Source organism: Planotetraspora phitsanulokensis, from assembly GCF_016863295.1.
Lineage (GTDB): Bacteria > Actinomycetota > Actinomycetes > Streptosporangiales > Streptosporangiaceae > Planotetraspora > Planotetraspora phitsanulokensis.
In genome coordinates, this window is record NZ_BOOP01000008.1 from 270,286 (window position 1) to 292,260 (window position 21,975).

21 protein-coding genes are annotated in these 21,975 nt (G+C 69.5%); 9 read left to right on the forward strand and 12 right to left on the reverse strand.

Annotated features, from left to right (window positions below; all coding sequences use genetic code 11):
- Window positions 1–51: 51 nt before the first annotated feature.
- Window positions 52–1,704 carry a fumarate hydratase gene (locus tag Pph01_RS11110; protein ID WP_204072935.1) on the reverse strand — a complete coding sequence of 551 codons (1,653 nt, stop codon included), beginning with the start codon at window positions 1,702–1,704 and terminating at the stop codon, window positions 52–54.
- A 188-nt stretch (window positions 1,705–1,892) separates the two neighbouring features.
- Window positions 1,893–2,858, reverse strand: coding sequence for an EamA family transporter (locus tag Pph01_RS11115; RefSeq protein WP_239116594.1), 966 nt, complete (start codon window positions 2,856–2,858; stop codon window positions 1,893–1,895).
- A gap of 67 nt (window positions 2,859–2,925) precedes the next feature.
- Here Pph01_RS11115 and pdxR point away from each other — a divergent pair, with 67 nt between their 5' ends.
- Window positions 2,926–4,293: a MocR-like pyridoxine biosynthesis transcription factor PdxR gene (gene pdxR, locus Pph01_RS11120; protein WP_204072936.1), complete on the forward strand. Its 1,368-nt coding sequence runs from the start codon at window positions 2,926–2,928 to the stop codon at window positions 4,291–4,293.
- 101 nt (window positions 4,294–4,394) lie between these two features.
- Here the strand turns inward: pdxR and Pph01_RS11125 are convergent, their stop codons facing one another.
- A complete protein-coding gene (locus tag Pph01_RS11125; protein ID WP_204072937.1) occupies window positions 4,395–5,576 on the reverse strand; it encodes an MFS transporter in 1,182 nt (393 codons plus the stop codon).
- 110 nt (window positions 5,577–5,686) lie between these two features.
- Between Pph01_RS11125 and Pph01_RS11130 the strand changes: the two genes are divergently transcribed.
- On the forward strand, window positions 5,687–6,343 hold the full coding sequence (locus tag Pph01_RS11130; protein ID WP_239116595.1) for a DUF1707 SHOCT-like domain-containing protein: 657 nt from the start codon (window positions 5,687–5,689) through the stop codon (window positions 6,341–6,343).
- Between the two features lie 78 nt (window positions 6,344–6,421).
- Here the strand turns inward: Pph01_RS11130 and glpX are convergent, their stop codons facing one another.
- Window positions 6,422–7,450 (reverse strand): class II fructose-bisphosphatase, encoded by a 1,029-nt coding sequence (gene glpX, locus Pph01_RS11135; RefSeq protein WP_204072938.1) that lies wholly within the window; start codon window positions 7,448–7,450, stop codon window positions 6,422–6,424.
- Window positions 7,451–7,589: 139 nt separating this feature from the next.
- On the opposite strand from glpX, the gene Pph01_RS11140 reads away from it, so the two are divergent.
- Together Pph01_RS11140 and Pph01_RS11145 are read left to right on the forward strand one after the other, a co-directional pair.
- On the forward strand, window positions 7,590–8,180 hold the full coding sequence (locus Pph01_RS11140) for a TetR/AcrR family transcriptional regulator (RefSeq protein WP_204072939.1): 591 nt from the start codon (window positions 7,590–7,592) through the stop codon (window positions 8,178–8,180).
- Window positions 8,181–8,191: 11 nt separating this feature from the next.
- Window positions 8,192–8,731 carry a DUF4245 domain-containing protein gene (locus Pph01_RS11145; RefSeq protein WP_204072940.1) on the forward strand — a complete coding sequence of 180 codons (540 nt, stop codon included), beginning with the start codon at window positions 8,192–8,194 and terminating at the stop codon, window positions 8,729–8,731.
- 147 nt (window positions 8,732–8,878) lie between these two features.
- On the opposite strand, the gene Pph01_RS11150 is transcribed toward Pph01_RS11145, so the two are convergent.
- Window positions 8,879–9,139 (reverse strand): exodeoxyribonuclease VII small subunit, encoded by a 261-nt coding sequence (locus tag Pph01_RS11150; RefSeq protein WP_204072941.1) that lies wholly within the window; start codon window positions 9,137–9,139, stop codon window positions 8,879–8,881.
- A 104-nt stretch (window positions 9,140–9,243) separates the two neighbouring features.
- Here Pph01_RS11150 and asnB point away from each other — a divergent pair, with 104 nt between their 5' ends.
- Window positions 9,244–11,088 (forward strand): asparagine synthase (glutamine-hydrolyzing), encoded by a 1,845-nt coding sequence (gene asnB, locus Pph01_RS11155; RefSeq protein ID WP_204072942.1) that lies wholly within the window; start codon window positions 9,244–9,246, stop codon window positions 11,086–11,088.
- Between the two features lie 4 nt (window positions 11,089–11,092).
- Here the strand turns inward: asnB and xseA are convergent, their stop codons facing one another.
- The gene (gene xseA, locus Pph01_RS11160) at window positions 11,093–12,295 is read right to left on the reverse strand and encodes an exodeoxyribonuclease VII large subunit (RefSeq protein ID WP_204072943.1); all 1,203 of its coding nucleotides are present in this window, start codon (window positions 12,293–12,295) and stop codon (window positions 11,093–11,095) included.
- An 8-nt stretch (window positions 12,296–12,303) separates the two neighbouring features.
- Window positions 12,304–13,179, reverse strand: a complete 876-nt coding sequence (locus tag Pph01_RS11165; RefSeq protein WP_204072944.1) for a DUF8129 domain-containing protein — start codon at window positions 13,177–13,179, stop codon at window positions 12,304–12,306.
- 88 nt (window positions 13,180–13,267) lie between these two features.
- Between Pph01_RS11165 and Pph01_RS11170 the strand changes: the two genes are divergently transcribed.
- On the forward strand, window positions 13,268–14,233 hold the full coding sequence (locus tag Pph01_RS11170; RefSeq protein ID WP_204072945.1) for a 4-hydroxy-3-methylbut-2-enyl diphosphate reductase: 966 nt from the start codon (window positions 13,268–13,270) through the stop codon (window positions 14,231–14,233).
- A 24-nt stretch (window positions 14,234–14,257) separates the two neighbouring features.
- Here the strand turns inward: Pph01_RS11170 and Pph01_RS11175 are convergent, their stop codons facing one another.
- Together Pph01_RS11175 and Pph01_RS11180 are read right to left on the reverse strand one after the other, a co-directional pair.
- Window positions 14,258–14,755 carry a DUF6542 domain-containing protein gene (locus tag Pph01_RS11175; RefSeq protein ID WP_204072946.1) on the reverse strand — a complete coding sequence of 166 codons (498 nt, stop codon included), beginning with the start codon at window positions 14,753–14,755 and terminating at the stop codon, window positions 14,258–14,260.
- A 9-nt stretch (window positions 14,756–14,764) separates the two neighbouring features.
- Window positions 14,765–16,078, reverse strand: a complete 1,314-nt coding sequence (locus Pph01_RS11180) for a DNA recombination protein RmuC (protein ID WP_204072947.1) — start codon at window positions 16,076–16,078, stop codon at window positions 14,765–14,767.
- Window positions 16,079–16,200: 122 nt separating this feature from the next.
- On the opposite strand from Pph01_RS11180, the gene ychF reads away from it, so the two are divergent.
- The gene (gene ychF / locus Pph01_RS11185; RefSeq protein WP_204072948.1) at window positions 16,201–17,289 is read left to right on the forward strand and encodes a redox-regulated ATPase YchF; all 1,089 of its coding nucleotides are present in this window, start codon (window positions 16,201–16,203) and stop codon (window positions 17,287–17,289) included.
- A 374-nt stretch (window positions 17,290–17,663) separates the two neighbouring features.
- On the opposite strand, the gene lepB is transcribed toward ychF, so the two are convergent.
- Complete coding sequence (gene lepB, locus Pph01_RS11190; RefSeq protein ID WP_239116597.1) at window positions 17,664–18,377, reverse strand: signal peptidase I; 714 nt, start codon at window positions 18,375–18,377, stop codon at window positions 17,664–17,666.
- Window positions 18,378–18,542: 165 nt separating this feature from the next.
- Here lepB and Pph01_RS11195 point away from each other — a divergent pair, with 165 nt between their 5' ends.
- Entirely contained in the window at window positions 18,543–19,247 is a 705-nt protein-coding gene (locus Pph01_RS11195) for a GNAT family N-acetyltransferase (RefSeq protein ID WP_204072950.1), read from the forward strand.
- A 261-nt stretch (window positions 19,248–19,508) separates the two neighbouring features.
- On the forward strand, window positions 19,509–20,225 hold the full coding sequence (locus Pph01_RS11200; RefSeq protein ID WP_204072951.1) for a hypothetical protein: 717 nt from the start codon (window positions 19,509–19,511) through the stop codon (window positions 20,223–20,225).
- Window positions 20,226–20,278: 53 nt separating this feature from the next.
- Here the strand turns inward: Pph01_RS11200 and Pph01_RS11205 are convergent, their stop codons facing one another.
- Window positions 20,279–20,935 (reverse strand): class I SAM-dependent methyltransferase, encoded by a 657-nt coding sequence (locus tag Pph01_RS11205; protein WP_204072952.1) that lies wholly within the window; start codon window positions 20,933–20,935, stop codon window positions 20,279–20,281.
- Window positions 20,936–21,034: 99 nt separating this feature from the next.
- A complete protein-coding gene (locus Pph01_RS11210; RefSeq protein WP_204072953.1) occupies window positions 21,035–21,514 on the reverse strand; it encodes a YcxB family protein in 480 nt (159 codons plus the stop codon).
- Between the last annotated feature and the right edge of the window lie 461 nt (window positions 21,515–21,975).

Below are 21,975 nucleotides of genomic sequence, written 5' to 3' on the forward strand. Positions count from 1 at the left end.
CGGGAAATTGTTGAGATCTTCTGTCAAATGTTCTGACTTGCCGAACGCAGGTCAGCGCCGGCCGATGGTAAGGACGGGCCCGGTGGTGTCGGTGAAGAAGTCCTCACCCTTGTCGTCGACCACGATGAACGCCGGGAAGTCGACCACTTCGATCTTCCAGACGGCCTCCATGCCGAGCTCCGGGTATTCCAGGACCTCCACCTTCGTGATGCAGTCCTGGGCCAGCCGGGCCGCGGGGCCGCCGATCGAGCCGAGGTAGAAGCCGCCGTGCTCCCGGCACGCGTCGGTGACCTGCTTGGACCGGTTGCCCTTGGCCAGCATCACCATGGACCCGCCCGCGGCCTGGAAGCGCTCGACGTAGGAGTCCATGCGCCCGGCCGTGGTCGGCCCGAACGACCCGGAGGCGTACCCCTCGGGCGTCTTGGCCGGGCCGGCGTAGTAGACGGCGTGGTCCTTGAGGTACTGCGGCATCTCGCCGCCCTGGTCGAGCAGCTCGGCGATCTTCGCGTGGGCGATGTCGCGGGCCACGACGAGCGGCCCGGTGAGGGACAGCCGCGTCTTCACCGGATACTTCGTGAGCTCGGCGAGGACCTCGGACATCGGCCGGTTGAGGTCGATCTTCACCACGTCGTCGGACAGGTGCTCGTCGGTCGTGTCGGGGAGGAACCTCGCCGGGTCGGTCTCCAGCTGCTCGAGGAACACGCCCTCCGGGGTGATCTTGGCGAGGGCCTGGCGGTCGGCGCTGCAGCTGACCGCGATCGCGACGGGGCAGGACGCGCCGTGCCGGGGCAGTCGGATCACCCGGACGTCGTGGCAGAAGTACTTGCCGCCGAACTGGGCGCCGATGCCGAGCTTCTGGGTGAGCTCGAAGACCTTCTTCTCCATCTCGAGGTCGCGGAAGCCGTGGCCGCTCGGGGAGCCCTCCGTCGGGATGGAGTCCAGATACCGCGCGGAGGCGTACTTGGCGGTCTTGAGCGCGAACTCGGCGCTGGTGCCGCCCACCACGATCGCCAGATGGTACGGCGGGCAGGCGGCGGTGCCGAGGGACCGGATCTTCTCCTCGAGGAACTGGAGCATCCGCTTCTCGTTGAGGACGGCCTTGGTCTCCTGGTAGAGGAACGACTTGTTGGCCGAGCCGCCGCCCTTGGCCATGAACAGCAGCTTGTACTCGTCCGGATGACCCGCCGGGTCCTCGGCGTACAGCTCGATCTGGGCGGGCAGGTTGTCGCCCGTGTTCTTCTCGTCCCACATGGTCAGCGGGGCCATCTGGGAGTAGCGCAGGTTCAGCCTGGTGTAGGCGTCGTACACGCCGCGGCTGATGTGCTCGGCGTCGTTCCCGTCGGTGAGGACGTGCCTGCCGCGCTTGCCCATCACGATCGCCGTGCCGGTGTCCTGGCACATCGGCAGGACGCCTCCGGCCGAGATGCTCGCGTTCTTCAGCAGGTCGAGCGCCACGAAGCGGTCGTTACCGCTCGACTCGGGGTCATCGACGATCTTCCGCAGCTGGGCGAGGTGGGAGGAGCGGAGGTAGTGCGAGATGTCGTGGACCGCGGTCTCGGTGAGCAGGCGCAGGGCCTCCGGATCGACCTCGAGGAACCTCCGTCCCGCCGCCTCGGTGACGCGCACCCCCTCGGTCGTGATCAGGCGGTATTCCGTCTCGTCGGGGCCCAGCGGCAGCAGGTCGGTGTAGTCGAACTCGGGCATCCTCGGTCCCTTGCGTCATCGCGTTTTCCCCACAGCGTACGGCTCTGCAGTCGCGGTTCCGCTTCGCCCTTGTTTTGATCGAATTTATAGGTGAATAAGGGCGCAAAACGGAATAATTGGTACTAAGTGCACGAGGGGGGAGGCCATGGGGACCGAGGTCATGATGATGATCTTCTTCGGTGCGGGGATCATGGTCGCGCTGGCGTTCTCGCTGCTCGCGATCGTGCTGCACGAGATCCGCGACGAGCGTTCGAACCGGTCGTCCGAAGCCCGAGCGAAATCCCGGCGATGACGACGGCCGCGCCGGCGAGGTCCGCCGCCGACGGCAGGCCGAGGCCGAGGATCATCGAGGTGCTGATCGCGCCGACCGGGATCATCCCGGCGAACAGGCCGGCGCGGTCGGCGCCGAGCCGGGGCAGCGCGCCGTACCAGAGAAGGAACGGAACCGTCGTCACGATCAGTCCGAGGTAACCCAGTCCGGCGACCTCCGGGAGCGTGGGCGTCCTGAACATCGCCTGTCCGTCCACCACGAGCCCGATGGCCAGCAGGAGCGGAACCGCCAGAGCGGTCGAGTAGGCCGAGGTCCTCACCGGTCCCAGGACGGGCAGCAGCGGCAGGGCGAGCAGTGAGAAGCACAACTCGCAGGTGACGGCGCCGAGCGACCACAGCAGGCCCGCCAGGTTCCCGCTGCCGAACCCCACGGCTAGTAGGGCACCCGCGACCACGATGAGCGCCGCGACCACCACGCGAAGCGAAGGGCGGGCGGGGCCCGACCCCTCGGCGAGCGGGCCGAGGAGGGCCAGCGCCAGGGGGACCGTCGCCAGCACCGTCCCGACCAGAGCCGGTCCCGACGAGCGGGTCGCCTCGATCACGCACACGTTGAAGACGACCAAGCCGGTCAGCGACAGGGCGCACAACAGCCCCCACACGGCCGGCCCCAGTCGCGCCGGCCGTGCGGGCCTCCTGATCCGGACGATGACGAAGAAGATCACAGCGGCGAGCGCGTACCGCAGGGCCTGGCCGCCGTAGAGGGGGTAGCCGGAGATGATCCCGGAGACGCCGGCCAGCGTGCCCACCATGAACATGGCCGCGGTCGCGCCCGCCACGGCCGATCTGGTCGTGCGACGGGGAGCGGACTCGATGAGTGAGGTCACGTGTGGAGATGTTAGGAAGCCAATGGTTCACTGAACGGGTCCAATCGGGCAGCGGAATCGAGTACCAATGGCCGACCTGCATCTCACCCTCGACCGGAGCGCGGGCGGGCTCGCCGGGCAGGTCGCCCGCGAGCTGAGAGAGTCGATCCGCTCGGGGCGCCTGGCCCAGGGCACCCGCCTTCCGGCGAGCAGGGACCTCGCGCGGGACCTCGGGCTGTCGCGCGGTGTCGTGGTCGAGGCGTACGAGCAGCTGGTCGCGGAAGGCTTCCTCGAGGCGAGGGTCGGGGCGGGCACCCGGGTGGCGGCCGCGCCCAGCCAGGCCTCAGCGGCCGCGGGTGACAGGCCCGAGTCCGCCGCGCCGTACTACGGGCACCGGCCGACCTCTCCCGACCTGGCGGCGTTCCCCCGGCGGGCGTGGCTCGCGGCGATCAGGCATGTGCTGAACACGATGCCCAACGACGCGTTCGACTACGGCGACCCCGGCGGCGTCCCCGAGTTGCGCGAGCAGCTGGCGCCCTATCTGCGCCGCGTGCGCGCCGCGGACGCGACCCCGGAGAACCTGGTGGTCGTCACCGGCATGGCGCAGGGGCTCAGCCTGGTCGTCCGCGTCCTGTCGGAGAGGGCGGGCCGCAGGGTGGCCCTCGCCGTCGAGGACCCGACGAGCCCGCGTCAGCTTCCGCTGCTGGCACGTGCGGGGGCCGACCTGATCCCGGTGCCCGTCGACGAGGAGGGCATGGTCGCCGAGGACCTGGCGAGGACGAGGGCCGAGGCCGTCCTCCTCACCCCCGCGCATCAGTACCCGACGGGAGTCGTCCTGTCACCCCGCCGCAGGGCCGAGCTGATCGCCTGGGCGTCGCGGACCGGGGCGCTGATCCTGGAGGACGACTACGACGCCGACTTCCGGTTCGACCGGGAACCCGTGGGCTGCCTGCAGGGACTCGCCCCCGACCGGGTCGTCCTGGCGGGCAGCGTCAGCAAGTCGCTCGCCCCCGGGCTGCGGCTCGGCTGGATGGTGGCGCCGCCGCAGATCGCCGGTTCGGTACGGCGGGCCAGGGGCGAGCTCGACCTCGGCTCTCCCGTGATCGACCAGCACGTGCTCGCCCACCTCGTCGCGTCGGGCGGCTACGACAGGCACCTGCGCCGCATGCGCAGGGAGTACCGGGTGCGCAGGGACGCGCTGGTGGACGCCCTCGCCGAGCATCTTCCGGAAGTCACGGTGCACGGCATCTCCGCCGGGCTCCACCTCTACGCCGAACTGCCGGACGGCCGGCTGGAGGCCGTCGCCGAGGCGGCGAGGGCCGCGGGGCTGAGCGTCGAGCCGGTGACGGGGGAGGGCGCTCGGAGGCGGCCCCCGGCGCTCGTCATCGGATTCGCGCGGCTGCCCGCCCACCGCATCCTGCGGGCGGTCGAGGAGGTCGCCGAGCGCGTCGGGTGACCCGTGGAGGCGGCCGGCGCGCCCCCTCTCACGCGGCTCGCCTCAGGGCCGACTCAGGCTCTGCCTCAGGAGGGCCGCGTCAGGGGTGGCTGGGGGCTGTCTCAGGGGGCTGCGGGCGCCGTCACCGCGGGAGCCGTACGAGGTTGGAATCCCCGGGCGAGCAGGATGATCACGGCGGCGAGCACGAGCGGCGCGGTGAACGCGATCCGGTAGTCGGAGGCGTCCGCGATGCCGCCGACCAGGGCCGCACCGACGATGAAGCCCACGTAGTTGAACATGTTGACCCGCGCGATCGCCACGCCGGTCCCCGCCGGGTCCAGGCGGCCGGCGGCCGAGAACGACTGGGGGGCGACGACGGACAGGCCGATCCCGGTGAGCGCGAATCCGGCGATGGCCAGCGGCTCGGAGGGTGCGAGGACGATCGCGACGAAGCCGAGCGTGGCCACCGCGCCGCCGATCCGGACGATCATGGCGGGTCCCCACTTGCGTACGGCGAGGTCGCCGCCGATCCGCACGACGAACGTGGTCGCCTGGTAGGCGCCCAGCGCCAGGGGCACCACCGCCGCCGTCGCGTGCATGACCTTGTCCATGAAGACGGAGCCGAAGTTGGAGATCGACGCGTCGCCCACGTAGAGGAAGGCCATCGCGAGGCACAGCGGGATGATCGCCTTCCACGGGACCCCGGGCCCGGCGTCGGCGGCCGCCACCTCCACGTGCTCCTCCTCCGGCGTGCACAGCCAGGTGGAGGCGATCAGGGAGATGACCACGGCGGGCGCCAGGGCGATCGCGAACGTGACCGGCAGGGAGAGATCCATGCCGCCGGCGGCGGAGGCCCAAAGGGCTCCGATGACGGCCGCCGCGCTCCACAGGGCGTGGAAGCCCGTCAAGATGGGCCGGCCGTACCGGCGCTCGACGGTGACGCCCTGCATGTTCATCCCCGCGTCGACCCCGCCGAGGCTGAGCCCGAACAGGACGTTGGCCGCCACGAGCGACGGGACGTTGGGGGCGGCGCCGGCCAGGACGACGGCCACGCACGCGAGCGGCTGGACGAACCTGAGAATCCAGCGGCTGCCGAACCGCGTCGCGAGACTTCCCGCCACCACGCTGCCGATTCCCGCGATGACCGGGACCACGAGCAGCAGGATCGACAGTTCGCCGTCCGTCAGCCCGTGTTTGTTCTGGAGCGCGGAGACCTGGGTGAGCAGGGTGGCGAACGTGAGGCCCTGGACGAAGAAGACGGCGAAGGTGGCGAGACGCGCCCGCCGGTCGCGAGATTGGGGCACCGAGGCCTCCGCGAACATGAGGGGGGTTCAAGTTCCGTCAGACTAGGAGTCGTGGACCACGCGGTCAATGGCCGGTGATCGACCCGTTGAATCGGTTTAGTCTCGAAGATGTGAGCAGCGAGTCCCGCGAATCCCGGCTGAACAACCTCCTGTCCGCCCTCATCGCCTCGCGGAGCCCACAGACGGCTCCCACCGAGGAGCTGCGGGCGTCCGACGCGGACCGAGAGCGGGTGATCGCGGTCCTGACGGACGCGGTCACCGACGGCCGGCTGAGCCATCCCGAGCACGAGGAGCGCGTCGCGCAGGCCTACGCCGCCCGGACGCTCGGCGACCTCGCCGCGCTGACCGCGGACCTGCTCCCTCCGGAGGAGCAGCCGCTCCGGATGGACGGCCGCCCGTTGACGGCCTTCTTCCGCAGCGAAACCCGTGGAGGCCGCTGGGTCGTCCCCTCGCACGTCCCCGTGACGTCCCTGGGCGGCCGGGTCACGATGGACCTGTGCGAGGCCCTGCTGCAGTCACGCCGGGTGGTGGTCCAGCTCGCGGTGATGGCCGGAACGGTCACGCTGATCGTCCCCGAGGGGGTGCGCATCGTGACCGCCCCGTCGGCGCGGGTCGGCTCCGTGCGCGACGAGGTACGGCTGCCGCCGGGCGCGACCGGCCACGCGCCGGACGCGCCCGTCATCGAGCTGGCGGGATTCGTGCTGGGCGGCAAGGTCGTGGCCAAGTCGCCGCGGCGCCCCAGGAAGGGGCTCTTCCGCCGGACCTGACGCCCATCCCTCAAGCTGCGCCGTCCCTCAAGCTGCGCCGTCCCTCAAGCTGCGCCGTCCCTCAAGCTGCGCCGTCCCTCAGACCGCGGTGTCGAAGTTGATCGCGCTGTAGGCCCCGAGCTTCCACAGCCGGTGCTCGCTCTCGATCTTGCGGATCGTGCCGGACCGGCCCCGCATGACCAGCGAGTTCGTCACGGCGGCCCCGCCCTTGAACCGCACGCCGTACATCAGCTCGCCGTCGGTGATCCCGCTCGCCGCGAAGAACACGTCGTCGGAACGGACCAGGTCGTCGGTGGTCAGCACCTGACCGAGGTCGAGCCCGGCGTCGAGGGCCTTGGCGCGCTCGTTGTCGTCGCGGGGCCACAGCTTGCCCTGGATGACCCCGCCCAGGCACTTCAGCGCGCAGGCCGCCACGATGCCCTCCGGGGTGCCGCCGACGCCGAGCATCAGGTCGACGCCGGTCCCGGCGCGGGCCGCCATGATCGCGCCCGCCACGTCGCCGTCGGTGATGAACCGGATCCGCGCCCCGGTCTCCCTGATCTCCTTGACGATGCCCTCGTGCCGGGGGCGGTCGAGGATGACGACCGTCACGTCGGACGGCTTGCCGCCCTTGGCCTTGGCCACCGCCTTGATGTTGGCCGCGACCGGCGCCTCGATGTCGACCTTGTCGGCGGCCTCCGGGCCTGTGACCAGCTTCTCCATGTAGAAGACCGCGGACGGGTCGTACATCGAGCCGCGCTCTCCCACGGCGATGACGGAGATCGCGTTGTTCATGCCGAGTGCGCACAGCCGGGTGCCGTCGATGGGGTCGACTGCCACGTCGCACTCGGGGCCGGTGCCGTCGCCCACCTCCTCGCCGTTGAACAACATGGGCGCGTTGTCCTTCTCGCCCTCGCCGATCACCACGACGCCTCGCATGGAGACCGTGTTGATCAGTTGGCGCATCGCGTTGACGGCGGCGCCGTCGGCGCCGTTCTTGTCACCGCGGCCCACCCAGCGGGCGGCGGCCATCGCGGCGGCCTCGGTCACCCGTACGAGTTCGAGGGCCAGGTTTCGGTCAGGTGCGTGCTCGCCCGTAGCCAGGGCGGCCGGTACGTGGTCGGACATCGATCCCCTTCCCGTCTTCAAGAGATCGTAGTTCCCTCAACCCCCCTTTGTCCGATTGGTCTGGACCTGTCGTCGCAGGTGAAGGGCCATTTGGTCCGGGAGTGCCCCAGGGAAGGCGGGGCGGGATACAGTCGCCGTCATGAGCAGCGACACCGAGCGAGCGGTAACAGTACGCACGTCAGAGCGTGGAGCCGCCACGCGGGGTGCGCTTCTCGACGCCGCCAGGGAGATATTCGTCACAAGCGGTTTCGCCGAGGCCGGTGTAACCGAGGTGGTTGCACGTGCGGGGGCGAGCGTGGGCAGCCTCTACCACCACTTCTCCGGCAAGGCCGACCTCTATCTGACGCTCTTCGAGGAGTTCCAGCACCGGCAGACGCAGCGGACCCGGCAGGCGGTGCAGGACGCCCGGGCGGCGGGGGAGAACGAGCCGATGCCCCTGTTCCTCGCCGGAGCGCGGGCCTACCTCGACGGATGCCTGGCGGAGCGCGACCTCGCCGCGCTCTTCCTGCGGGGCGACGCCCCTCCCGGGTTCGAGGTCATCATGCGTGATCGGCTCCGCCAGTGGGCCCGGCGTACGGCGGCGCTGTTCGAACACGAGGACACCCTGGTCATCGTGGTCACCGGCGCCCTGTCGGCCGTCGTCCAGGAGGTCACTCTCTCCGAGGATCCCGAGGCCGCCCGCAAGCTGGCCGAGGACGCTCTTCTCATCATCGCCCGCACGACCGGGTAATCTGCGGTTACGTGGGACGATTCACCCAGGGTTTCTACGGCTACGCGTTCGCCTTGTTCGTGTGCCTCGCCGCGGTCGGGCTGTTTCTGCTCGTCACGCCGCAGAGCGGGACGCAGCACGTGCCCAAGGTCGACTACTCGATCGACCAGGCCAACGCCGTCCGCGCCGCCTCGTATCCGATCGAGGCGCCCCGGCAGGTTCCGCAGAACTGGGTGCCCAACAGTTCGTCGCTCACCCAGAACGGGTCCACCGTCACCTGGCGGCTGGGCTTCGCCACCGGCAAGCAGATGCACGCCCTGGTCGCCCAGAGCAACGAGCAGCCCGCGGCCGAGTTCGCCAACCGGATGGCCAACACCGACAAGGTCACCGGAAGCCGTGAGATCAACGGCACGGCCTGGCAGGAGCGGTTCCGCTCGGACAAGAACCAGCGATCTCTCGTCCAGATCCAGCCGACCCACGCGGTGGTCGTCACCGGCTCCGCCGACTGGCAGGAGCTGACGGATCTGGCCGCCTCGCTCACGCCCCAGACTCAGCCGGCCGCGGCCGGCTGAGAAGCCGCACCTCATCGCGCATCGCGCATCGCGCATCGCGCCTCAGACCCGGCCCGCTGCGGCCGGCTGAGGAGCCGTACCTCGCTCAGGCTCCAGACTCGGCCCGCTGCGGAGCCCGCCTCAAGTCGGCAGGCTGGGGGCCGCCCCTCAGAAGGGCGCCTCGTCGGGCCCGTTCGCCTGGGGCTCTTGGCGCTGGGCCATCGCGGCCGCCAGCTTCACGCGGGCGCCCTGCAGCCACTCCTCGCAGAGCGCGGCCAGCTTCTCGCCCCGCTCCCAGAGCTCGATCGACTGCTCCAGCGTGAGCCCGCCCGTCTCCAGCCGGCGCACGACCTCGGTCAGCTCTTCCCGGGCCTGCTCGTACGACGGCGTCTGCTTGTCCTCAGCCACGTCCCCCACCCTAGAGGTCATCTGACTTCGGAATGATGAGTGTCCGGTATGGGCATAAAACTCCATATTTGAACGTTTTTCAGTTAGCACGGCTAACCACTACGACGAAGTCGGGGGACTCGACGATGTGTGGAATCAGCGGCTGGGTCGACTATGAGCGAGATCTCCAGCGGGAACGAGGGACGTCGCAGGCCATGGTGGACACGATGGCCTGCCGAGGGCCGGACGCCGAAGGACTGTGGCTCTCCCCGCACGCCGCCCTCGGACACCGCAGGCTCGCGATCATCGACATCGAGGGCGGCCGCCAGCCCATGATCGCCGAGCAGGACGGCCGGCCGATCGCCGTCCTGACCTACAGCGGTGAGGCGTACAACTTCCACGAGCTGCGCGACGAGCTCAAGCAGCGGGGCCACCGATTCCGCACCGCCAGCGACACCGAGGTCGTCCTCGAGGCGTACCTGGAGTGGGGCGAGGACTTCGTCTCCCGCCTGAACGGCATGTACGCCTTCGCCATCTGGGACACCAGGCGCGAGGAACTGCTGCTGGTCCGCGACCGGATGGGCATCAAGCCCCTGTACTACTACCCGACTCCCACCGGCGTGCTCTTCGGGTCGGAGCCCAAGGCGATCCTGGCCAACCCGCTGGTGCGGCCGGTCGTCGACGCCGACGGGCTGCGCGAGCTGCTCGCCTTCGTCAAGACACCGGAGAACGCCGTCTTCCGCGGCATGTACGAGGTGCGCCCGGGCCAGATCGTCCGGATCCGCCGAGGGGGACTGAGCAAGCGCCGCTACTGGCAGCTGGAGTCCCGCGAGCACACCGACGACCTGGAGACCACGGTCAGGACCGTCCGCGAACTCCTGGACGACATCATCACCCGCCAGCTCATCTCCGACGTGCCGCTGTGCACGCTCCTGTCCGGAGGGCTCGACTCCAGCGCCGTGACCGCGCTCGCCGCACGGGCGCTGGAAGGCGACGGCAAGGTCCGGTCCTTCTCGGTCGACTTCACCGGATACGCCGAGAACTTCAAGCCCGACGAGATGCGTGACACGCCGGACACCCCCTACGTGCACGACCTCGTGCGGCACGTCGGCTCACAACACGCGGACATCATCCTCGACTCGGCCGATCTCATGGATCCGGCCGTGCGGGACGCCGTGCTGCGGGCGCGTGACCTGCCCATCGGCATCGGGGACATGGACACCTCGCTCTACCTGCTCTTCAAGGCGATCCGCGGCCACTCGACGGTCGCCCTGTCCGGTGAGTCGGCCGACGAGGTGTTCGGCGGGTACAGGTGGTTCCACGACCCCGAGGCCGTCAACGCCGGCACGTTCCCGTGGCTGGCGGGCGTGGGCCTCGCCGGGCACACCAGTAGGGGGCACTTCCTCGAGGAGCAACTGCTGCGCAAGCTCGACATCCCCGCCTACCGTGCCGACAGCTACCAGCAGGCGATGGCCGAGGTGCCCCTGCTTGCCGGCGAGACGGGCCTGGAAAAGCGCATGCGGGAGGTCAGTTACCTGCACCTCACCCGGTTCGTCCAGATCCTGCTCGACCGCAAGGACCGCATGAGCATGGCCGTCGGACTCGAGGTCCGGGTGCCCTTCTGCGATCACCGGCTGGTCGACTACGTCTTCAACGCCCCGTGGAGCATGAAGACCTTCGACGGCCGGGAGAAGAGCCTCCTGCGGGCGGCCACGGGGGACGTCCTGCCGGTGTCGGTCCGCGACCGCGTCAAGAGTCCTTACCCGTCCACGCAGGATCCCACCTACGAACTGGCCCTGCGCGAGGAGACCGCCCGGCTGCTCGACGGCGGAGGGTTCGCCGCCGAGCCTCTGGTCGACACCGCCAGGGTGCGGGCCATCCTCGCCGAGCCGATGGCCGCCACCAGCCTCCAGGGCCCCAGGGCCGCACTGGAGGGGCTGCTCCAGTTCAACAGCTGGCTGGAGGACTACGGGACGCGGATCATCGTCTGAGGCGTCAGTCTCGGGCGACGACGGTCACCCGGTCGTCGGAGAAGCGGACCGTCAGCTCGTCGCCGGGCTTCACGTCGCGGGCCAGCCGTACCACCTCGCCGGAGGCGCGCTGCGCGATGGCGTAGCCACGCTCCAGCGTGGCGGCGGGCGACAGCGCGACCAGCCGGGCACGCAGGTGCTCGAGCGAGTCGGCTGAGCGGTCCAGGGACGAGGTGAGGCAGCGCCGGGACCGCTCGCGCAGGGCGTCCACCTGCTCGGCCCGGCGGTCCAGCTCCCGGACCGGGTCGGCCAGGGAGGGCCGGGAGCGCACCGAGGCCAGCCACGACAGCTCCCGCTCGACCCAGCCGCCGACGACGCGGCGGCCGCGGTCCCTGAGCTGGCGGACGAGCGTCAGCTGCTCGCCGACGTCGGGGACGACCTTCTTCGCCGCGTCGGTCGGGGTCGAGGCCCGCACATCGGCCACGAGGTCCAGCAGGGGGCTGTCCTGCTCGTGGCCGATGGCGCTGACGACAGGAGTACGGCATGCGGCGACCGCGCGCACCAGCGACTCGTCGGAGAAGGGCAACAGGTCCTCGAGCGAGCCGCCGCCGCGGGCCACGATGATGACGTCGACCTCCCGGTCGGAGTCGAGCCTGCTCAGCGCGTCCGTGACCTCGCCGACGGCGTACGGCCCCTGGACGGCCACCGCCTCGACCTTGAACCGGACGGCCGGCCAGCGGCGGCGTGCGTTCTCCAGGACGTCGCGCTCGGCGGCGGAGTCCCGCCCGCAGATCAGGCCGATCGTGGACGGCAGGAACGGCAGCCGTCTCTTGCGGTCCACGTTGAACAGGCCCTCACCGGCCAGGACCTGGCGGAGCCGTTCCAGCCGGGCCAGCAGCTCCCCGATGCCGACCGGCCGTATCTCCGTCGCGGTGAACGAGAACGAGCCCTTGTTGACCCAGAAGTCCGGCTTCACGTGCATGACCACCCGTGCCCCGTCCACCGGCCGGGGCACGCTCGCCTCGTACACGTTCCGCGTGCACGTGACCCGCGCGGAGACGTTGGCCACCGGGTCGCGCAGGGTCAGGAACACCGTGCCGCCGCGGGCGGTCAGTTCGGTGATCTGCCCCTCGACCCAGATGGTGCCCAGCTTGCCGATCCACTGGGCGACCATCTGCAGCACCGACCTGATCGGGAGCGGCGCCTCCGGTGACGTCTTCGCGGTCACATGTGCTCCTAGGGCTGGGCTTCGAGCTTGGCCAGGCGGTTCTCGTACAGACGGACGACGTCGGCGCGGGCCGCGTTGGCCTTCTCGTAGGCGAGCAGGTTCCGGATCTGGTCGATCGACTGGCCCCGGAGCCTCGCGCGAAGTGACGCGATCGTCAGTTCACCGTAGCCGGGCAGCGGCTCCGCCGTGGTGTCCACTCCGGTGTCCGTCGCGGTCTTCTCCACGGTCTTCGCGGCGCTCTTCGCCGTGGTCTTGGCCGCGGCCCCGGTCTTCGCGGCCGTCTTGGTGGCGGTCCTGGTCCCCGCTGCGGCGCCGGTCCTGGGGGCCCGCTTGGCCGTCGTCTTGGGGGCGGCCTCGGCCTTCACCGGGGTCTCGGCCTTCGCCGGTGCCTCGGCGGGAGCCTCGGGCTTGGCCTCCGCCACGGCGGGCTCGGCCTCGGCTACGGCCGGCTCGGCCTTCGCCGCGGCCTCCGGCTCGGTCTCGGCCACGGTCGGGGCGGCCTCGGCCACCGGTGCCGCGGGCTCGGCCGCCGCCGGCTTCTGGGCCTCGGTGGACGGAGTCTCGGCCTTCTCCTGCCGCGGCGCGTAGATCACCGGCTCGCGGCGAGCGGGCCTGGGCTCCTCGGCCTGGGCGGCGGCTTCCTCGCGCGCGGCCGAGGGCTCGGCGGTCGCGGTGCTCGGGGTCTCGGCCGTCTCCTTCTCCTCGGACGTCGTCATCCGCTTGAGCGTCGACCTGAGGCGATCACTGAGGAGCAGCGCGTGCCCGACGCTGCTCAGAGCGCTCTGGAGAACGTTTACGGGCAGGTCCTTGGCCTTGTCGCGGAGCTGGTCGCGGCGATGTAGAGCGTCGCGCAGTGGTTTCGTGATGGTTCTAAGGACGGACATCGCTGCTCCTGGGGAGATATTTCAGTGGACGTCCAGTCTCGCAAGACCGGAGTCAAGAGGTGGCTGGCGTTCCACATAGCATAGGAACATGGATTCAGAGACCCCTCGGGCCCGCCGTGTCCTGCTCGCCAAACCGCGCGGTTACTGCGCGGGAGTGGACCGCGCCGTCGAGGCGGTCGAGCGGGCGCTCGACCAGTACGGTGCCCCCGTCTACGTCCGCAAGCAGATCGTGCACAACACCCACGTGGTGAAGCGGCTCGAGGCCAGAGGCGCGGTGTTCGTCGAGGACACCGAGCAGGTGCCCGAGGGCGCGATCGTGGTGTTCTCGGCCCACGGCGTCGCGCCCAGCGTCCACGACGAGGCCGCCGCACGCGGCCTCAAGACGATCGACGCGACCTGCCCGCTGGTGACCAAGGTCCACAACGAGGCGAAGCGGTTCGCCGCCAAGGACTACGACATCCTGCTCATCGGCCACGAGGGCCACGAGGAGGTCGAGGGGACCGCGGGAGAGGCGCCGCAGCACATCCAACTCGTCGACGGGCTCGACGGCGTGGAGAGCGTCCAGGTCCGCGACCCGGAGAAGGTGGTCTGGCTCTCCCAGACGACCTTGTCGGTCGACGAGACCGAGGAGACCGTCTCCCGGCTGCGCGGTCGCTTCCCCAACCTGATCGACCCGCCGAGCGACGACATCTGCTACGCCACGTCGAACCGGCAGACGGCCGTCAAGGAGATCGCGGCCGAGTCCGAGCTGGTCATCGTGGTCGGCTCCACCAACTCCTCCAACTCCAAGCGCCTGGTCGAGGTGGCCAAGGACTACGGCGCCGGCGCCTCCTACCTCGTGGACGACGCCTCGTTCGTCAAGGAGGAGTGGCTCGACGGCGTGACCACCGTCGGCGTCACGAGCGGTGCGTCCGTCCCCGAGGAGCTGGTGGACGGCGTGCTGGCGCGGCTCGCGGAGTCCGGCTACATCGACGTGCAGGAGGTCGAGTCGGTCAAGGAGAGCATGCGGTTCGCCCTGCCGCACGAGCTGCGGCGCGATCTGCGCTCCGCCTGATCCCGGGCCCTGTCCTGGGCCGGCTCAGTCGTCGCTCGCCTTGCCGTACACGCGGGGCTCGAAGTAGCCCTCCGGCTCGGGCGCGTAGGTCCCCTCGCTGCTCTCCCGCTGCTTGGGGATGCCGGGGGTCTTGGCGGCGAGGTCGTGCCGGAGATCGCGGACGTTGTCGGGCAGGCCCCGTGGCCATGCGATGCCCAGCGCCAGGGCCGAGCCGCCGAACAGCCAGGGCGCTCCCGACGAGAACGCGGTGAACAGGCCGAGGCCGAGCGTCTGCAGCATCGAGTCGGCCCCGATCGACCGGATGATCTCGATGAACGTCGTGGCCGCGAAGAAGACCAGCGGCGGGGTGACGACCATCGGCAGCAGGTCGCGGGGCTGGACGAGGAGGGCGGCCCCTATGCAGCCGGCGACGAACGCCGGTCCGGGGAGGGAGACGATCTGCCCCAGGAGCGTGACGATGAAGAGCAGAGCGACGGCGCCACGCGCCGTGAGCTTGAGCCTTGCCTGATCGGTGCCTGTCATGAGCCCCCCTTACGACAAGTCTCGCGTCAATTTACCGTTCTGGCGCGGGAATGGAGGGTGGCTTACCTGCTCTTCACCATCCACTTCCGGTATCCCGACGAGCCGGGGGACCTCCTCGACGAGTTCGGGCGAATTGAGTGGAGTGCTCACGAGGCCGAGGTCGTTCATCTTGCGCGCGCTGACGAGTACGCGGTTCTCCAGCGACCCCACGGTCTGGTTGTAGGCGACGACCGCCCTCGACAGGGCCTTGCCCATGCCGTCGACGTGCCGGCCGAGGTTGCCCAGTCGCTCGTACAGCTCCTTGCCGAGGTCGAAGACCGCCCGGGCGTTGTCGCTCAGCGCCGCCTGCTGCCAGGCGTACTGGGCGGTGCGCAGCATCGTGATCAGCGTCGTGGGGGTCGCGATGTGCACGCGCCGTTTCATCGCGTACTCGAGCAGCGCGGGGTCGCGCTCCAGCGCGGGCGCGAGGAAGGCCTCTCCGGGGATGAACAGCACCATGAACTCGGGTGAAGGGCTGAACGCCTGCCAGTAGGTCTTGGCGGCCAGCCGGTCCACGTGCTCGCGCAGGTGGCGGGCGTGCGCGTCGAGCCGTGCCGAGACCAGATCGGGGTCGATCGCCTCGGCGGCCTCCAGATAGGCCGCCAGGGACACCTTGGAGTCGACGATGATGTTCTTGCCGCCGCTGAGCCGTACGACCATGTCGGGGCGGACGAGCCCGTCCCGGGTCGCGGCGCTCACCTGCTCGTCGAAGTCGCAGAACCGGGCCATGCCGGCGATCTCGGCGACGCGGCGCAGCTGAAGCTCTCCCCAGCGGCCGCGAGCCTCGGGCCGCTGAAGAGCCCGCACGAGGGCCGTGGTCTGCGTCTTGAGCTGCTCCGAGCTCGATCTGACGAACTCCATCTGCTTGCTCAGCTCGGCGCGGGCGGCCCGCGATCCCGACTCGGTCTCCCTGAGCTGTTCCTCGACCCTCGCCAGCGTCTCCCTGAGCGGCGCGACGAGGCCCTCTACGGCCTGGCGCCGCTGATCGAGGTCGCCGGCGGCCTCGGCCCGGGTGGTGTTGAGCCGGTTCTCCGCGAGCTCGAGGAAGCGGAGGTTGGCGACGTCGAGCGCCCGTGCCGACAGGGCCTGGAACTTCTCGGGAAGCTGGGCCTCGACGTAGGCGATCCGCTCCTCGGCCGCCTGCGCCCGGGCCTGGGCCTCGGCCAGCCTGACGGCGGATTCGGCGGTCTCACGCGCCGTCCGGCTCCGCCCGAGCGTGAAACCGACCACGAGTCCGGCGAGGAGCCCCACGGCCAGCCAGAGTGCGAGAGCCACGACATCCACGGTCTGGATGATCCCAGGTTGTCCCTTCCATGACGTGGAGGCGCGCGCATCCGGGCGCGCCCGCGGGCGCGCTGAAGCGCTGATGTCCTGCTCACCGGCGGAGGCCCGTAAACTCGGCGAACGTGAGCCTGAGCATCGGCATCGTCGGCCTGCCCAACGTCGGCAAGTCCACGCTTTTCAACGCCCTGACCAAGAGCGGCAACGCCCTGGCGGCGAACTATCCGTTCGCCACCATCGAGCCCAACGTGGGCATCGTGGGCGTGCCCGACTCGCGGCTGGGCAGGTTGGCGGAGATCTACGACTCCGTGCGGATCCTGCCCGCCAAGGTCGAGTTCGTCGACATCGCGGGCCTGGTCAAGGGCGCCTCCGAGGGGCAGGGCAGGGGCAACCAGTTCCTCGCCAACATCCGCGAGACCGATGCGATCTGCCAGGTCATCCGGGTCTTCAGCGACCCCGACGTCACCCACGTCGACGGCGACGTCTCGCCCGCGCGTGACATCGAGACGATCAACACCGAGCTGATCCTCGCCGACCTCCAGACGATCGAGAAGGCGGTCCCGCGGCTCCAGAAGGAGGCGCGGAACAACAAGGACCGCAAGATCCTGCTGGAGGCCGCAGAGGCCGCGGCGAAGCTGCTCGACACCGGGACGACGCTGTACGCCGGGGGGAAGGCGGCCGGGATCGACCTCGCCGACCTGCGCGAGCTGCACCTGCTGACGGCCAAGCCGTTCCTGTACGTGTTCAACCTCGACGCGGACGAGCTGACGGACGACGACCTGCGGGCGAAGCTCTCGGCGATCGTCGCCCCCGCGGAGGCGGTCTTCCTCGATGCCAAGATCGAGTCCGAGCTCGTCGAGCTGCCCGACGACGAGGCTCTGGAGCTGCTGCAGTCCGTCGGCCAGGAGGAGTCCGGCCTGTCCCAGCTGGCCAGGGTCGGCTTCGAGACGCTCGGCCTGCAGACCTACCTGACCGCCGGGCCCAAGGAGGCCAGGGCCTGGACGATCCGCAAGGGCGCGACGGCGCCCGAGGCGGCGGGCGTCATCCACACCGACTTCCAGCGCGGCTTCATCAAGGCCGAGGTGGTCTCGTTCGACGACCTGGTCGAGGCGGGGTCGATGACCGCCGCCAGGTCCGCCGGCCGGGCCCGGATCGAGGGCAAGGACTACGTCATGCGCGACGGCGACGTGGTGGAGTTCCGCTTCAACGTCTAAAACGGCCCCGTCCGCACAGGTCAGACGTTCGGGTTGTCGTCCTGGGGCACATCGCCCCCAGGCGAGCCCAGCAGCCCACCTCGTCCGCCGCAAGCCCGGCTGTGACCGTTGGCGTCCCCTCACCGTGGAAGGTTCACAGGCGAAGGGACACGTCGAGCCGGGCTTGTACGTCCGTCACCGGCCCGCTGCCGCCTCGCGGTCCGGGTCGATGGCGGACGGGACGGACAGTCGGGCGTACGCGAGCTTGCGAGCCCCACGCACCCAGACAATCACTCCGTGAAGAAGAAGATGGCTGCCCGTTGCAGGCCCGTACGGTCGCCGGCTTCCGCCGCAGCAGGCTCGTGCCGTTCGGTCGGCGATAAGCCGGTGGGGCCTCAGGATTTGGCGTGCAGGGCCGGCTGAGCGAACGTGGCGGGAATCGGGAGCACCGTTGCACGATCAAATGGCCAGACAATGGCGAAGGCACGTCCGATCACCTTCTCGATGGGGATCGTGCCGCCGCCCGGGTCCTCCGTGTGACGCCTGGAGTCGTATGAATCGGATCGGTGGTCGCCCATGACCCACAGGCGGTCCTTCGGCACGGTGATCTCGAAGGTCTGATCGGAGGGGACATCGCCGGGATGCACGTAGGGTTCGTCGATCGCGGTGCCGTTGACAGTGACCCGCCCCTTGGAGTCGCAGCACTTCACTGTGTCGCCCGGTATGCCGATGACGCGTTTGATGTAGTCCGTGTCACCGGGAACGATGCCGAATTGAACGCCCATCCAGTGGAATGCACGACCGATCGGGTTGCCGGGGTCCTCGTACTCGATCTCGGGGTCCCAGGAGTCGACACCGGAGAAGACGATGATGTCGCCGCGTTCGATGTCCCGGACGCGGTAGACAAGCTTGTTCACCAGGACGCGATCGTTGACGAGGAGAGTGTTCTCCATCGACCCCGATGGGATGTAGAACGCCTGGACCACGAACGACTTGATCAGCAACGCCAGAACCAGGGCGATGACGACGAGGCCGGGAAGTTCCAAGAAGAACGAACCCTTCTTGCCCCTGCGCCCCGTGTCGGTCTGCTGGGTGTCTTCCGCGATCACGTTCACCTCGTCCCGTTAGGGGCGCTAAGCACCGAGTTGTGATCTTACTTACCTCTCCCTGCTCGCTACCAGCAGCCCGCTGGGGTGCGTACGGGGCACAGGTCACCGCTGACCGCCCAAGCTCTGCGCGGACCGCCCGTCATGTCGCCCTGCCCGCTCGTGCCGATGACAGCGCCGTCTCAGCAAACCAGTGGCGCGGCGATGGGCTTGATCGTCAGGATCGCGTCCATGCTTGCTGATCTATGGCCCCAGTACGGTCTGACCATTTTCACCCCTCGACTCGAGCTTCGTCTGCCTCGTGAAGAGGAACTGGCTGAGCTTGCTCACCTCGCCGGCAGGGGCGTGCACCGCGCGGACGAGCGTCCGTTCCTGACGCCTTGGCCCGACGGCAGCCCCGAGGATCGGGCCCGGTTCGTTCTGCAGGCACATTGGGGCCGGCTTGGAGACTGGAGCGTGGCAGCGTGGCGGCTCGGGCTGGGGGTCTTTCATCAGGGACACCCGCTTGGCATGGTCACGCTTCGAGCGCGTGACTTCCCGGTCGTTCGGGAGGTCACGACATCCGCATGGCTGGGAATCGAACACCAGGGCAAGGGCTACGGAACCGAGGCTCGGATCGGCCTGCTGACACTGGCCTTCGACCACCTCGGCGCACGTGCCGCACGCTCCGAGGCGTTCCAGGACAACCACGCCTCTCAGGGCGTGTCCCGCAAGCTCGGCTATGAGCACGACGGCATCTCCGTTGATGCCCGCGGCGACGAAGCCGTCGTCTCGGACCGCCTACGGCTTACCCGGGAAAAGTGGACTCAGGAGAAGCGGGCCGCGGTGAGGGTGGACGGGATGGCGGCTTGTCGGCCGATGTTCGGCCTCTGACAGTGAACCGCTCACGCGGGGAGTCGCACTCGGGCATCACTGTCCGGCCTCCCGCTTGGGCCTGTCCCCGCCTGTCCCGGCTGCGCAGCCGACTCCGTAGTGGTCGGTGCAGTCGCGGTCGTGGCGTATCCCCAGCCCGCGTGGCGCGATCTTTTTCGGCCTGTGTCGTCGTGAGATAAAGGGCCTGAGACGCTCGGCACCGGTCGCACTGCGCGAACGGGTGCGGGAAGGGTCGAGGATCGTGTGCCGGATGGAGGGTGAATGGAGACGAGCCCGCCCGGCGAGGAGTACCTGCTGATCACCGGCAAGGACCGGCCGTTCCCGAGCGTCGTGATCCTCAGTCTGACCGTGGCTGTCCTCGCCAGCGGGTGCCTGGCGCTCTGGTGGGTCTCACGGCATCTTCACGGATTCGCCCTCGGCTTGGCCTACTCGGTGGGAGGTCTGCTTCTCCTGCTGGTGTTGTGGGTGGTAGTCGGCCACGTGGAGCTCCTCATGAATTGGGCATATTGGCGGCGGCGGGGGGTGCCGGCGATGCGGCTGACTCCTGCGGGCCTGGACTACAGCAGCGCCTTCACCGGCACGTTTCCGCTCAACGTTCCGTGGGGCCTGGTTGAGGGTTGCGGCTACCGGCCGGATGGCGACGGACATCTTTTCTGGTGCGTCGACCTTCACCCTGCCGCCGTCATGGAGGCGGTGCCCGCCTCGATCTACGTGAGGCCTGTCTCCCCGGACCGCGCCCGGGAGGTCGCTGAGAAACTGGCCCGGGCCGCCGCTGCGGATGGTGAGCACGTCGATGTCGACATGCTTTCGCACGAGTTGGCGTTCGGTACGCCGGTGGCCATCAACCTCCACCGGGTCCATGGCGTATCACTGGCGGAAGTCGACGAAAAGCTCCGGGAATGGACGCGCGGGCGGTGCTCGTTCCGGGGCACACCCGACGACCAGGCTTCTTCTGATCCGTCGGCCGAGGGGCGGTAGTTACACGCCGGCGCTGCGAGCTCCACGCCGAGGTCGGCTGAGCCGCTGATGGTTCAGCGCCGGCGCCAGACCAGGGTGTAGCGCCAGAACAGCCGTCGGCGCAGCCGTGCACCAGGTAGCACGCTGCGGGCCTCGCGAACGATGTCGGGGAAGCTCATGGTCGCCGGTCGGGTCGGGGCGGTCATCGAGTCCGGCCGCGGTGCGCTGCGGCCCTTGTTCTTGATCCAGGCCATGGCGACATTCGACGGAATGGCGGCGGCGCCGAGCAGGTGATCGCCGGGAGTCTGTGCCTGGGCGAGACCGACGACGACCAGGGTCCCGCCGGGCGCTAGGTGCCGGCGGAAGACGGTGAGAGCATCGCTGAACGGCATGTGGTGGATGGTGGCGACACAGGTGATGACGTCGTGGGGGCCGGGCGGCATCTCGCGCAGCGCGTCTGCGACGGTGAAGGTCACCGGGACGGCCGGCGGCGTGAGCTCCCGCGCCCGGGTGACGATCGCGGGGTCCACGTCCACACCGTGCACCGTCCTGGCTCGCGAGGTCAGGAGCCTGGCCAGGTCACCGCTGCCGCATCCGACGTCCAGAGCGCTGTCGAGGCTTCTTGGGAGCTGCCGCAGGATCCATCGGTGGTAGTGGGCGTTGTGGTCCCAGGGGTGAGCCGCATGGAACCGGTCGAGTGCCCGAAGGATGCGAGGCGGCAGTGTCGTCATGGCGCGAGTCCACCCTTCTGTCGTCCGTGACATCACCGTCGGGGAACCGGATCCGGATGGGGAGATCGGTGCTCCGGCCTCGGTTCGACGGGGCCGCGGTCACCCTCGGGTGTGCTGCAACCGGCCGACGAACGCGGCGAACTCCTCCCGCTGCTCCTCGGTCATCGGGCCCTTCGGGATCGTGACGGCCTGGTACTTGCCGAACATGATGTACCAGACCTCGGGGGTCTCGACGACGCGACCGAGGCCGGCCCACCGGAACCGCGACTCGGCGAGCGGGTAGGTCACGATGGCCCACTCGTCGTCCAGAGTCACGTGAAATCCGTGCTTGAGGACGTCGGGCACCCCCCGCATCGACCGGGCCACCGCGATCGGTGCGACCGCGACCACGAACAGCAGTCCGAGGATCATGGCCAGGTGGGCGATCGGGTCCGAGGGATCCATTGCCACCAGGACGAGGCCGAGGACGACCAGTACTCCACCCATGATGCGGATGAATTTCAGCTGCGGACGGAGGAGGAACTTGACTGTCCGACGCAGCAGTTTCTCGTCGTGGGGGACCGACACGGAAATTCGCACCGTCGCATCCTAGGTCGACCGCGGGCGGGGAAATGTCCCGACCCAGGTCGGTGTGACCTGGTCGAGCGCGTGTCGGCCGCCTGGCGGACCCGGAATGTCGCGAAGGACGCCCTGGGGGCCGCAACCGAGGGAGAGCTCCCTGTGCCAGGCCGCCCGCGCTCACGGCCGTGCCCACACCGTCGGGGCGCGGGCGGGCACAAGACACCGTGAACTTTGGGCAACGAACGGCCACCGGACATACGGCCGGAGGGCCGCGCGTCCCCGGGACGCGCTCATGCCCGGGCCGGCCGGACGGCGGTGGGAGTCCGGGTGCAACGTCTGCGTCGATACGTCTCTGAGCTGCGAAGACAGCAATACGTGGCGGTTAGGTAATCGATGTCCGCGCTGGCCAGGCGTAACGTGCTTTCCCGCGGAGCGGTCAGGCGTGGGGTCGTCTCATCGGAAAGTAGACCTGGTTTGCT